The 12,914-nt window shown below is 30.1% G+C and carries 11 protein-coding genes; 4 read left to right on the top strand and 7 right to left on the bottom strand.

Going from position 1 to position 12,914, the window contains the following annotated elements; genetic code table 11:
* The 7 genes from ACQY5W_RS11005 to ACQY5W_RS10975 form a co-directional block, all read right to left on the bottom strand.
* On the bottom strand, window positions 1-1,591 hold a 1,591-nt coding region (locus ACQY5W_RS11005), incomplete at its 3' end, for a HAMP domain-containing methyl-accepting chemotaxis protein (RefSeq protein ID WP_428025020.1).
* A gap of 113 nt (window positions 1,592-1,704) precedes the next feature.
* Window positions 1,705-2,148 carry a cache domain-containing protein gene (locus ACQY5W_RS11000; RefSeq protein ID WP_428025019.1) on the bottom strand — a complete coding sequence of 148 codons (444 nt, stop codon included), beginning with the start codon at window positions 2,146-2,148 and terminating at the stop codon, window positions 1,705-1,707.
* Between the two features lie 181 nt (window positions 2,149-2,329).
* Window positions 2,330-2,782, bottom strand: a complete 453-nt coding sequence (locus ACQY5W_RS10995; protein ID WP_428025018.1) for a YaiI/YqxD family protein — start codon at window positions 2,780-2,782, stop codon at window positions 2,330-2,332.
* Window positions 2,782-2,976 carry a YwbE family protein gene (locus ACQY5W_RS10990; RefSeq protein WP_428025017.1) on the bottom strand — a complete coding sequence of 65 codons (195 nt, stop codon included), beginning with the start codon at window positions 2,974-2,976 and terminating at the stop codon, window positions 2,782-2,784. The genes ACQY5W_RS10995 and ACQY5W_RS10990 overlap by 1 nt, the downstream gene beginning before the upstream one ends.
* Window positions 2,976-3,779 carry an FkbM family methyltransferase gene (locus ACQY5W_RS10985; protein ID WP_428025016.1) on the bottom strand — a complete coding sequence of 268 codons (804 nt, stop codon included), beginning with the start codon at window positions 3,777-3,779 and terminating at the stop codon, window positions 2,976-2,978. Before ACQY5W_RS10985 ends, ACQY5W_RS10990 begins: the two co-directional genes overlap by 1 nt.
* A gap of 316 nt (window positions 3,780-4,095) precedes the next feature.
* Window positions 4,096-5,013 carry a lipoyl synthase gene (lipA, locus tag ACQY5W_RS10980; protein ID WP_428025015.1) on the bottom strand — a complete coding sequence of 306 codons (918 nt, stop codon included), beginning with the start codon at window positions 5,011-5,013 and terminating at the stop codon, window positions 4,096-4,098.
* Window positions 4,997-5,761, bottom strand: a complete 765-nt coding sequence (locus ACQY5W_RS10975; protein ID WP_428025014.1) for a lipoate--protein ligase family protein — start codon at window positions 5,759-5,761, stop codon at window positions 4,997-4,999. The genes lipA and ACQY5W_RS10975 overlap by 17 nt, the downstream gene beginning before the upstream one ends.
* 326 nt (window positions 5,762-6,087) lie before the next feature.
* Between ACQY5W_RS10975 and aceE the strand changes: the two genes are divergently transcribed.
* From aceE to ACQY5W_RS10955, 4 genes are read left to right on the top strand one after another with little or no spacing between them, the layout of a single operon-like run.
* Complete coding sequence (gene aceE / locus ACQY5W_RS10970; RefSeq protein WP_428025013.1) at window positions 6,088-8,772, top strand: pyruvate dehydrogenase (acetyl-transferring), homodimeric type; 2,685 nt, start codon at window positions 6,088-6,090, stop codon at window positions 8,770-8,772.
* A 10-nt stretch (window positions 8,773-8,782) separates the two neighbouring features.
* Window positions 8,783-10,492: a dihydrolipoyllysine-residue acetyltransferase gene (gene aceF / locus ACQY5W_RS10965; protein WP_428025012.1), complete on the top strand. Its 1,710-nt coding sequence runs from the start codon at window positions 8,783-8,785 to the stop codon at window positions 10,490-10,492.
* Window positions 10,493-10,501: 9 nt separating this feature from the next.
* Window positions 10,502-12,265 carry a dihydrolipoyl dehydrogenase gene (gene lpdA, locus ACQY5W_RS10960; RefSeq protein ID WP_428025011.1) on the top strand — a complete coding sequence of 588 codons (1,764 nt, stop codon included), beginning with the start codon at window positions 10,502-10,504 and terminating at the stop codon, window positions 12,263-12,265.
* 29 nt (window positions 12,266-12,294) lie between these two features.
* Window positions 12,295-12,852 carry a hypothetical protein gene (locus tag ACQY5W_RS10955; protein WP_428025010.1) on the top strand — a complete coding sequence of 186 codons (558 nt, stop codon included), beginning with the start codon at window positions 12,295-12,297 and terminating at the stop codon, window positions 12,850-12,852.
* The last annotated feature ends 62 nt before the right edge of the window (window positions 12,853-12,914 follow it).

Genomic DNA, 12,914 nt, shown 5'->3' with positions numbered 1-12,914 from the left:
TTGCAGTTGCTGCTTCAACTAAATTTTTAATTTCACGTGCTGCTTCTGCACTTCTTGAAGCTAGATTTCTAACCTCTGCAGCAACTACAGCAAATCCTTTTCCAGCTTCACCAGCAGTTGCAGCTTCAACGGCAGCATTTAGTGAAAGAATATTTGTTTGGAATGCTATCTGGTCAATTACAACAATTGAATCTGCAATTGCATTTGTTTGTTCATTGATTTCATCCATTGAAGTAGCTGTTTTAGAAGCTAATTCTCTACCAATAGAAACTGAACTTGAAACTTCATTTGCATATGTATTCATTTGCATAATATTAGTAGAACTATTTTTAATATTTGCAGTTATCTCTTCAACAGCTGCTGCTGTTTCTTCAAGTGAAGCAGCTTGTTTATTTGCTGCTTTTGCTAAACTTGATATTGTAGAAGATAATGTTTCTGAATTATGGGATAAAGTAACTCCTGTATTTTTATTCTCTACTAACATTGACGTAATAGCCGTACCTAAGCTATTAATATCAGTACATAAAGCTTTTAGATCACCATCCATTTTTGAAGTATCAATTTTTGAACGATAATCATAATTTGTATAAAGAGACAGAACTGACATTGCATTTTTTATATTTGATTCAATTGCACTTAACATCTCATTGATAACATTTTTCAACTCATCTAAAGAAGGATTGCTAGTATTTCCTTTTATTTGTTTATCTAAGAAACCTTTTTTAGCTTCATTAGCACACTCAATTGCACTATCAACAATTTTTCTATCATTTTCAAGGTTTGCTTTTGTTCTTAATATATTATCATTTACTATTTTAGCCATTTGTCCTAATTCATCTTTTGAATCAAGATTTATCTCTTTTGCTTCCGTTGTTTCAAGATTTAAATATTTAAAAAACTCTAATAATCCAAATTGGAACTCCGCTAAAGGATTTTTTATAGCTTTTGTAATAAAAGAGATTACAAAAAATGCAACAATCAAAGCAACAACAATTAAGACATAAAGTAAACTAAGAGTTCTATCTATTTGTGTTAATTCGTTTTCATAGGTAATTCTATTTTGCTCATCTGCTGCTGAACTAATTTTTTCTAAGTTATTATTTAGCTTTATATATATCTCATCTGTTACTGATAACATTGGTGTTGCCATTCCAACATCGATAGTCAACATATCAATTGCATCTGCAACTGCTTTGTTATAATCTTTAATTTCTTTTTGAATTAACGCAAAGGTCTCTTTCTCTTTTTTTGTCAATTCAGGTAAATTTATAATGTGATTAGTAATTTCTAAATATTCTTTTTTTACTTTTTCTAAAATTGCTAATTGTTTATCAATTTCACTTTGTGCATAATCATTAACTGCATAGCTAAATACTTTATACAAAACAGAATTATATAAATTTATCTCTGATAAAATTTTACTACTAGATTTATATAGTTCAAACTTTACCTCAACAATTTCATTCAAACTTTTTTTATTGGCTTTTAATACCATAATAGAAAATACACCAAGTATAATTAAAAAAATAACAACTATAGCTGGTGCAATTAATACTTTTTTACCAATTTCTAAATTTTTTATTCCTAACATGTGCCCCATCCTATTCATTTAAATTCCCCACTTAAATACAAAAGATGTATTTAAATAGAAAATCAAACCCCAAGAAAATTTCTTGAGGTTTAAAAAAATATCAAATATCTTGATTATTTATATACACCAGCACCAATTAGTTGATCTTCACCAATTCCAATTACAAATGAAGTTTTTGGAGTTTGTTTTCCTGTTTTTGGATGTGCCCAAACATAATCAACCCAACCAGAACCATCAGCTTTTACTTTTTTAATAAACTCATTAAATAATTCTGTTCCGTCTTTATCTTTATAATGTAAAAGATTTTTACCTTTTAGTGGTTTTTTAGGATGAGCTGTTATCACTCCATTAAAGTCGTTTGCCCAGATATATAAATCATCTCTAACAAACTTACTTTCTGGCTTATTAAACTCTTCTACACACTTTGCAACACCTACTTCTTTACAAAAAGCTACCCCTTCTTTAACTAAAGCTTCAGCTTGTGCTTGTGTACTATCTGCAAACGAAAATGTTGCACTCAATAAAATTGACGCCCCCAATGTAACTAATTTATTCATCTTTTTCTCCTTATGATTTTATAAATATTTACATATATAATATTAAAATGAACTTAATTTTAACAAGGTTTAATAATTCAACTTTTTTTATAATATTCCCTAAATAAGGTAATTTGTTGAGAATAAACTACAAAAAAAATAATTTTATAATTTATTTTTATAAATTTTTCAAACATATTTCTTACATTTTTGTAAGTTTTTGTAAAAACGCATTTAATGAACTTGCAAACTTTTGTACATCTTTTTTATTAAAAGGTGCGGGTCCTTTTGTCATTTCACCAGCATCTCTTAAACTTTGCATTAAATTCCTTATTGCTAAATATTGTTTAATATTATCATCTGTGTAAGTTTCACCTCTATGGTCAATGGCATAGGCTTCTTTTTCTATAACTCTAGAAGCAAGTGGAATATCAGCAGTTATAACCAAATCATTTTTTTCAACCTCATCAACAATTTTATTATCTGCTTCATCTGCTCCCATATCAACAATAATATATTTGACATAGTTTGATTTACCAATATCTATTTTTTTATTTGCAAAAACTAACGTTTCTAAAGCATTTTTTTCAATAGCTCTTAAAACAATAGGTTTAAGCATATTTGGAAAAGCATCTCCATCTATAAAAAGTTTCATTATAATATCTCTTGCACTCTGCCAACTTGTCCATCTTGAAGTCTTACTTTTATGCCATGTGGATGAGTTGGAGAATTAGTCAAAATATTTTTAACTATGCCTTGTGTTAATTTTCCACTTCTTTGATCTTGTTTTAAAACTATATTTACCGTTGCTCCAATTTTTATATCAAAACGTTTTTTACCATCTTTCATTACTTTCCTTTTATATTTATTTTGGGAATAAAATACATTACAGTTTCATAAATTCCTTCCATATAATGTCTTAGATATATGTCATATTCTTTTTCTATTTCCAAAACCAATTGTGGAACTTTATACCAATCTTCTGCTTTATGATAAATACAAACTGCAAGTATGGGTTTATGTTTTTTTATTGTTTCTTTTGCACCCTTTATTGTATCTTGTTCTGCGCCTTCGATATCAAGTTTTATATAATCTACTTCATCTTTAATCAAATTATCTAAGCTATTAATATTTGTAGCTTGATAATCATGGGCACAGTTATTTTGTAACTCTTCTTTTATATTTGATGATATTTTTTTACTTCCAAGTCCACAATTTATAAACTCAATATTAGCAATATCACCAAAATCTCTTTTTGCTATATTTATATGTAAAGCGTTTGGTTCTACACAATATATTTTTTCAAAATCAGGATAGTTTTTAATAATCTCTTTTAAAGTATCCCCCACATATCCCCCACCATCTACAAATCTTATATTTTTAATTTTTGGAATTATCTCTTTATCAAAATATTGGCTTTCGTGGTCGTTTGTAAAACCTTGCATAAACTCTAAGTCATAGGATATTTTAAAATTAATCACCTTCTCAAATATCTTTTTTGATTTATCATCAGCAAGAAGATTGTAGGTCTTTTCATATTGAGCTTTATTATTTATAAAGTCATCTTTAAAATCATCTATAAAATCAGGACTAGCTAGTTTTAAATCACTATATTTACAAAGAGCGAGATAAGTTATATTTTTAAAACCCATTTTATCAAGTCTATTTTTTACTTCTAGGGGACTTCCACTTGAAGTTGATAGTATTAAAGCATCTTTTGGTACATCTTCTATTTTTAGAACTGTTTTTTTACGTGAGCTTTGAACTCTTGTAAAATCATCAATTATTCCATCTACTTCTATATATTTTAATACTGATTTTGTAAGTTTATTTATACCTAGAATATATTTTTTAGTAGTTTTAGAAAAGACAAAGAGTTCAACTAACTCTTTATCTTTTTGATTTATATAATCAATATTTATAAGATTGATGGTTTATCCTTTTTATTTGAAGGATTATATCATCATCTTATTTTAGTAAATCTTTGTTAGCACTTTCATGACCTAAATATTCATGTGCCAGATAAGAACTTCTTGCATATGGAGTTGAGTGTACAAATTCAAATCCTAAATCCATAGCAAGTTGTTTATACCTTGCAAATTGTTCTGGTTTTACATATTCTACAACTTTTTCAAAATCTCCACTTGGTGCTAAGTATTGTCCAATACTTAAAAATTTACAACCAACAGAAACAAGGTCTTTAAATACTTGTACCATCTCTTCTTCAGTTTCACCAAGTCCTACCATAAGAGCTGATTTTGTTTTGATTTTATCTCCACCTAGTTCTTTTAGTCTTTTTAAAACTTGAATTGATCTTTCATATGAAGCATTTTTTCTGATTTTATAAAATCTTGGCACTGTCTCAATATTATGTCCAATAATAACGGCTCCAGAATCAACAACAGTTTGAAGTGACTCTTCTCGTGCTTTAAAATCAGGTACCAAAATCTCCACTTGTGTTCCTGGACATTTTTCTAAAATATCTTTTGTCACTCTGTAAAATTGCTGTGCTCCACCATCTGGTAAATCATCCCTTGCAGGACTTGTAATAACTACAAATTTAAGTCCCAAGTGTTTTACAGAAGTCGTAACTTTTTGTATTTCACTTAAATCAACTTCAGTAGGAAGTCCAGTTTTTACATTACAGTATGAACATCTTCTTGTACAGATATCACCAAGAATTAAAAATGTTGCATTTTTCTTTGCAAAACATTCACTTATATTTGGACATTTTGCCTCTTGACAAATTGTATGTAATCCACCCACATCTTTTAAAAGACCTTCCATCTCTATTTGAGCACTGGGTGTTAATTTTTTTCTTAACCACTCTGGTTTTTTAAAATTTACTTTTTTCTCACTAAATTCCATATTAGATGGTATAGTCATATTTATCCTTTAATAACTCTTCTTTTTTATTTATCTCTTTTTGTGTTAATTGTGAAGATATTAATTCCACATTAAAACTTTTTTCAAAAGAGTCAATTAATAACTCTTTTGCCTTTTCATATGTTAAATTTATATTTAAATCTTCTAAACTAATTCCATATCTATTATCAATGCTGTTACATTTATCATCATTTGTGTTACTTTTTTTCACAGTATAAAGTGGAATTGAACCATGTTGAAATATCACTTTTTTTGTTCTTCTTTGAGCATTTCCACCAATTTTTTGTCCATTTACTAAAATATCATATGCTTCAAAACCTACTTGACAAAATTCACTTTTTGACAACATTACAGACTCATCATCTTTTGCATAATTGGTTTTTAAACCCAGTTTTTTATAAAAATTTATCAAAAAATAACAAATTTTTTCATAAGACTGTTTAATATTGTAACTTTTCAAAAGTTCTGTTGGTATAACTAAAGAATATGACAAATCATGTCCATGGAAAAGTACTCCACCACCAGTTACTCTTTTAGCATAATCACCAACATAATCATTAGTAAAAGAATAAGAACTAAAGTCCTGTGATACGCCAATGGTAAAAGAATTTGTCCAATGATATACTCTAAATATAGGAGTGTCATTATTTTCAAATGATGATATTAAAGCATCATCTGTTGCCATATTTATTTTAGCACAATTTTGACCATCTTTTATAACTCTAAAAGAACTTTTTTCTTCAATCATAAATACCTTTTCTTATAGAAAAATAATTATTTTCTTCTTAAACTTAAATTTTAATTAAATTTTTACATATTTTTAACATAAATTTATGATAAAATTCGCTAAAATTTGCTGTTTTTTCATTATAATTGATAATATTTCTAAATAAACTTAAATAAAAATATTAATTTAAATTATAAATAAAATTTAAGTAAAAATAAGTACCATATGCTCACAATTCGATACACTCGTTTATTGGCATGTATTATTTTTTCTTAATGTTCATATGCTCATTAAAAAGAGTGGAAAAAATCGCAATTTCTATTAAAAAATCTAACAAGGATTACTAAATGTCAGTTGAAAACTTAAACGATGTCTTAAAAGATCTTAATCCAGAAGAAACTCAAGAATGGATTGATGCTTTAGAAGCAGTTATTGAAGAAGAAGGGAGCCATAGAGCTCATTTTCTTTTAGAAAAGCTAATTGATAAAGCTAGAAGAAATGGAGCTTATTTGCCATATGATGCAAAAACAGCTTATTTAAATACTATTCCAGTAGAACAAGAACCTAAAATGCCAGGTAATTTATCACTAGAGAGAAAGATAAGATCAATTATAAGATGGAATGCGCAACTTATGGTTTTAAGAGGTTCTAAAAAAGATTTAGAACTTGGTGGTCACATTTCATCTTTCCAATCATCTGCAACACTTTATGATGTAGCTTTTAATCACTTCTTTAAAGCACCAAATGATAAAGATGGTGGAGATTTAATATTTTTCCAAGGACACATTGCTCCAGGAATTTATGCAAGAAGCTTCTTAGAAGGAAGACTTACTCAAGAACAATTAGATAACTTTAGACAAGAAGTTGATGGAAAAGGTTTATCTTCATATCCACACCCTAGACTTATGCCTAACTATTGGCAATTTCCAACTGTATCTATGGGACTTGGACCAATACAAGCTATTTATCAAGCAAGATTTTTAAAATATTTAACTGACAGAGGAATAAAAGATTGTAGTAATCAAAAAATCTATTGTTTCATGGGTGATGGTGAGTGTGACGAACCAGAATCATTGGGAGCAATTGGATTAGCAGGAAGAGAAGGATTAGAAAACTTAATCTTCGTTATTAACTGTAACTTACAAAGACTAGATGGACCAGTTAGAGGGAATGGAAAAATTATCCAAGAACTTGAAGGACAATTTAGAGGTGCTGGATGGGAAGTACTTAAAGTTATCTGGGGAAGTAAATGGGATGAATTATTAGCAAAAGATACATCAGGTAAACTATTAGAACTTATGGAAGAGACTGTTGATGGTGAGTACCAAAACTTTAAACAAAAAGGTGGAGCTTACACAAGAGAAAAATTCTTCAACAAATACCCTGAAACTGCAAAACTTGTAGAAAATATGAGTGATGATGAAATTTGGGCATTAAACAGAGGTGGACATGACCCAGTTAAAGTTTATGCTGCATATAAAAAAGCAAATGAAACAAAAGGGAGACCATCTGTTATCTTAGCTAAAACAGTTAAAGGTTACGGAATGGGTGAAGCAGCTGAAGGTAAAAATATTGCTCACGGTGTTAAAAAAGTTGATTTAAAATCTTTAAGACAATTTAGAGATAGATTTGATATCCCTGTAACTGATGATGAAATCGAAAAATTACCATACTATTTACCAGCAGAAGATTCTGAAGAGATGAAATATATCAAAGAAAGAAGAGCTGCACTTGGTGGATTTGTTCCTCAAAGAAGAGAAACATTTACTGAAAAACTTGTTCTTCCTGAATTAAGTGCATTTGACTCAATCTTACAAGGAAGTGCAGATAGAGAAATCTCTACAACAATGGCATTTGTAAGAGTTTTAAATATTCTTGTAAAAGATAAACAAATTGGAAAAAGAATTGTTCCTATCGTTCCTGATGAAGCTAGAACATTTGGTATGGAAGGTATGTTTAGACAACTTGGTATTTATGCTGCTGAGGGTCAAAAATATATTCCACAAGATAAAGATCAAGTGGCATACTATAAAGAAGATAAAAAAGGTCAAGTATTACAAGAAGGTATTAATGAGTTAGGTTCAATGGGTTCTTGGATAGCTGCAGCTACTTCATACTCAATCAATGATTGTCCTATGATTCCATTTTATATTTTCTACTCAATGTTTGGATTCCAAAGAACAGGTGATATGTGTTGGGCAGCAGGAGATCAAAAAGCAAAAGGTTTCTTAGTTGGTGGAACTTCTGGAAGAACTACACTTAATGGTGAAGGTTTACAACACGAAGATGGACACTCACATATTATTGCTAATACTATTCCAAACTGTGTTACTTATGATCCAACTTATGGTTATGAAGTTGCTGTTATCGTTCAAGATGGTATTAATAGAATGTATGGTGAAACACAAGAAGATGTATTCTACTATATTACAACATTAAATGAAAACTATCAACAGCCAGCAATGCCTACAGGTGTAGAAGAAGGTATCAAAAAAGGTATTTATAAATTAGAAACTATAGAAGCTAAAAATAACTACAAAGTTAACTTATTAGGTTCTGGTTCAATTTTAGAGCAAGTTAGAACTGCAGCTAAAATTTTAGCTTCTGATTATGGAATTGCAAGTGATGTTTACTCTGTAACTTCATATAATGAACTTACAAGAGATGCACAAGATGTTGAAAGATATAACATGCTTCACATTGATGAAGAGGATAAAGTTCCTTATGTTGCTCAAGTTCTAGGTCAAGATGCAGATTCAATTTTTGTATCAGCAACGGATTATATGAAAGCATACTCTGAACAAATCAGCCCATACTTAAAAGGAAGCTTTAAAGCACTTGGAACTGATGGATTTGGTAGAAGTGATAGTAGAGCAAACTTAAGAAGTTTCTTTGAAGTTGATTCAGACTTTATTGTATTTACAACTTTATCACAACTTGTTAGAAATGGTAAATTAGATAAATCTGTTTTAGCTGATGCAATGAAAAAACATAACATCAACCCAGATAAAATCAACCCATTAAAAGCGTAAGGAGTAGAAGATGAGTAGAATTCAAGATATTTTTATTCCTGACTTAGGTGCTGACAAAGATGTTGATTTAATTGACGTAATGGTTAGTATTGGGGATGTTGTTGAAGTTGAAGATGGTTTAATTACACTTGAAACTGAAAAAGCATCTATGGATGTTCCAACAACACATGCAGGAGTTGTAAAAGAAATACTTGTTAAAGTTGGAGATAAAGTAAATTCTGGTGATTTAATTGCAAGAATTGAAATCCAAGATGCAGCTAGTGCAGAAGCACCAGCTGCTCCTGTAGCTGAGAAAAAAGTAGAAGCAACTCCGACAGCTGCAGCTACAAGTTCAGCACCAGCAGATTTAAAATCAGTAGAGGCAGAACTTCAAGCAATCTCTTCATCTGGTGCACAAGTTTCTTGTCAACTAATTCAAGACCAAACAATTTGTTCAGTTATTGAAGAAGTTTATATACCTGATTTAGGTGCTGATAAAGATGTTGATTTAATTGATATTATGGTTAATGTTGGTGATACAGTTGAAGCTGAAGCTGGACTTATTACTTTAGAGACTGAAAAAGCTTCTATGGATGTTCCAGCACCATTTGCTGGAGAAATTTTAGAACTTTTTGTAAAAGTTGGAGATAAAGTAAACAGTGGCGATTTAATTGCAAAAATGGTTAAAACTGTTGTAATGGAAAGTAAAGTTCCAACACCAGTTCAAGCTCCTGTACAAGAAGCACCAAAACCAGAGACAAAAGCACCTGCAACTTTACAAGCAGCTGTTGCAACTGCAACAGTAAAAGAAAATACAAGTGTATTATCTCAAAAAGCTAAAAAAGTATATGCAAGTCCAAGCGTAAGAAAACTAGCACGTGAATTTGGAGTTGATTTAGGGTTTGTTAAAGGAACTGGAAATAAAGGAAGAATTCTTAAAGATGACATAAAAGCTTATGTTAAAGAACAACTTAATAAACCAGCAACTGCAACAGGTACTGGGTTAGGATTTAATTTCCCAGAAGCAAAAGAGATTGATTTTGCACAATTTGGAGAAATTGAAACTGTTGAATTAACAAGAATTCAAAAAATATCTGGACCATCATTACATAGAAATTGGGTATCAATTCCTCATGTAACACAATTTGATGAAGCTGATATTACAGAATTAGAAAGCTTTAGAAAAGAACAAAATGCAATTGCAAATGGATTTAAACTTTCACCACTTGTATTTGTTGTAAAAGCTGTTGCTAAAGCATTAGAAATCCATCCTAAATTTAACTCATCATTAAGTGCAGATGGGCAAAGTTTAATTATGAAAAAATATTTCCATATTGCTATTGCAGTTGATACACCAAATGGATTGGTTGTACCTGTAATAAGAGATGTAAATAAAAAAGGATTTAAAGAGATTGCAATTGAGATGGCTGAAATTTCACAAAAAGCAAGAGATGGTAAACTAAAAGCACAAGATATGCAAGGTGCTTCATTTACTATTTCATCTTTAGGTGGAATTGGTGGAACTAAATTTACTCCAATAATCAATGCTCCTGAAGTGGCAATTTTAGGATTATCAAAATCTGAAATGAAACCTGTATGGAATGGTGAAACATTTGTGCCAAGATTAACTTTACCATTATCATTATCTTATGACCATAAAGTAATTGATGGTGCAGATGGTGCAAGATTCACAACTACATTATCACAACTATTGAGTGATATTAGACTATTAAGTCTGTAAGGAAAAAAAATGAGTAATATAGTAGATATTTTTATTCCTGATTTAGGTGCAGACAAAGATGTTGATTTAATTGACGTAATGGTTAACATTGGAGATAAAGTAGAAGAAGAGGATGGTCTTATTACATTAGAGACTGAAAAAGCTTCTATGGATGTTCCAACAACACATTCGGGTATTATAAAAGAAATACTTGTAAAGGTTGGAGATAAAGTAAATTCTGGTGATTTAATCGCTAGAATTGAAGTTGAAGATGAAACTTCTGCAGCACCAGCTGTAGAAGAAAAAGTACAAGCAGCACCAGCTGCAAAGCCAGCAATTACAACAACAAATACTGATGGTGCAACAGAAATCAAAGGTCAAGTTCTAGTAATAGGAGCAGGACCTGGTGGTTATTCAGCTGCTTTTAGATGTGCGGATTTAGGCTTAGATACAGTTTTAGTTGAAAGATATCCAACTTTAGGTGGAGTTTGTCTAAATGTTGGTTGTATTCCATCTAAGGCACTTCTTCACGTAGCAAAAGTTATGGAAGAAGCTGAGCACATTTCACATGCAGGTATTAAGTTTACAAAACCAGAAATTGATTTACCAGGTGTTGCAGCTTATAAAAGTGGCGTTGTAAAAAAACTAACTGATGGTTTAAGTGCAATGGCTAAAATGAGAAAAGTAACTGTAGTACAAGGTTATGCTAAATTTTTAGATAAAAACTCTGTTATTGTAGAACATACTGATATTGCAGGAAAACAAACAAAAGTTACTTTTGATAATTGTATTATTGCAGCTGGAAGCCAGAGCTCTAAAATGTCATTTATTCCACATGAAGATCCTAGAATTTGGGATTCTACTGATGCACTTGAAGTTAAAGAAGTTCCAAAAAGACTTCTAGTAATGGGTGGTGGAATTATCGGTCTTGAAATGGGAACTGTTTATCAAAAATTAGGAAGCCAAGTTGACTTCGTGGTTAGAGGTAAACAACTAATGTCAGGAACAGATACTGATATAGTTAAAATGTACACTAAATCAAATGCAAATAGATTTAATGTTATGTTTGAAACTCAAGCACAATCAATCATTCCTAAACAAGATGGTGTTTATGTTGAATTTAAAGGTAAAAATGCTCCTGAAGGTGCTGTAGTTTATGATGCAATTCTTGTAGCAATGGGAAGAAGCGCAAACGGTAATAAACTTGACCTTCAAAATTGTGGTGTAAATGTTGATGAATATGGAATCATTAAAGTTGATAAACAAATGAGAACAAATGTACCTAATATTTTTGCAATTGGAGATATTGTTGGTCAACCAATGCTTGCACATAAAGCAGTGCATGAAGGTCATGTTGCAGCTGAAGTAATTGCAGGACATAAAGTATTCTTTGAACCAAAACAAATACCAAGTATTGCTTATACATTCCCTGAAATTGCATGGGCTGGTATGACTGAAAATGAAGCGAAAGCTGCTGGTATTAACTATGAAGTTGCTACATTCCCTTGGTCTGCATCAGGAAGAGCTTTAGCTGCAGATGTATCAAAAGATGGTATGACAAAACTTATTTTCGATAAAGATACTCACCAATTAATTGGTGGAGCACTTGTTGGGGATAATGCAGGTGAATTACTAGGTGAAATTTCACTAGCACTTGAAATGGATTGTGATGCTGAAGATATTGCACTTACAATTCATGCACATCCTACTTTACATGAATCAGTTGGTATGGCAGCTGAAATATTTCATGGAAGTATTACTGACTTACCAAATGCAAAAGCTAAAAAGAGATAAAACTCTTTTTAGTTATGCTATAATGTCGAATGACATTTTATAATATACTTGATTTTATACTAATACTAATTATCTGTTTTTTAATATATCACAGCTATATACAAAAAAGCTATCTTAAGATATTTGAATACTTTAAAATATTTTTTATACTTACTATATCTGCAAAACTAGCTGGCTTTACAGGAACAGTTCTTCAAAAGTTTTATATAACAAAAGCAGATACATATACTACTTTAATATTAATTGCTTTTGTAATAAATATTTTAATACTATATTTTGGTTGGAATATTTTAATAAAACTATTTACAACTTTTATAAATAGTGAAAAAATCAAATCTTTTTTTGCAAAACTTTTTACAGTAATAGAAGTAACAATCTTAACAACGCTATTTTTATATATAACAATGCAGTTTTATCCATCTAAAAAATATATTTATCCAACAATAAAAAAGAGTTACATCTATCCTAAAATAGAACACTTTTATACACACTTTTTAAATGCAGATTTTATGATAATGATTTTAAATCAAGATACAGCAACAAACCATAAAGAACTACTATTTAAAAGCTTTAAAAATAGTTTCTAAGCTCTCTAGCCCATTATACAAAATACTCTAATGTAATTTATATGCTATCTTATTTTATATAT

Origin of the sequence: Arcobacter sp., from assembly GCF_050300555.1 — a bacterium.
GTDB lineage: Bacteria > Campylobacterota > Campylobacteria > Campylobacterales > Arcobacteraceae > Arcobacter.
This window is presented reverse-complemented; position numbering and strand designations above follow the sequence as displayed.

Coding starts and splice junctions, on each gene's coding strand:
- ACQY5W_RS11000 (WP_428025019.1), bottom strand. CDS start 2,148: ATGAATAAATTAGTTACATTGGGGGCGTCAATTTTATTGAGTGCAACA.
- ACQY5W_RS10995 (WP_428025018.1), bottom strand. CDS start 2,782: ATGAAACTTTTTATAGATGGAGATGCTTTTCCAAATATGCTTAAACCT.
- ACQY5W_RS10990 (WP_428025017.1), bottom strand. CDS start 2,976: ATGAAAGATGGTAAAAAACGTTTTGATATAAAAATTGGAGCAACGGTA.
- ACQY5W_RS10985 (WP_428025016.1), bottom strand. CDS start 3,779: ATGGGTTTTAAAAATATAACTTATCTCGCTCTTTGTAAATATAGTGAT.
- lipA (WP_428025015.1), bottom strand. CDS start 5,013: ATGACTATACCATCTAATATGGAATTTAGTGAGAAAAAAGTAAATTTT.
- ACQY5W_RS10975 (WP_428025014.1), bottom strand. CDS start 5,761: ATGATTGAAGAAAAAAGTTCTTTTAGAGTTATAAAAGATGGTCAAAAT.
- aceE (WP_428025013.1), top strand. CDS start 6,088: ATGTCAGTTGAAAACTTAAACGATGTCTTAAAAGATCTTAATCCAGAA.
- aceF (WP_428025012.1), top strand. CDS start 8,783: ATGAGTAGAATTCAAGATATTTTTATTCCTGACTTAGGTGCTGACAAA.
- lpdA (WP_428025011.1), top strand. CDS start 10,502: ATGAGTAATATAGTAGATATTTTTATTCCTGATTTAGGTGCAGACAAA.
- ACQY5W_RS10955 (WP_428025010.1), top strand. CDS start 12,295: ATGACATTTTATAATATACTTGATTTTATACTAATACTAATTATCTGT.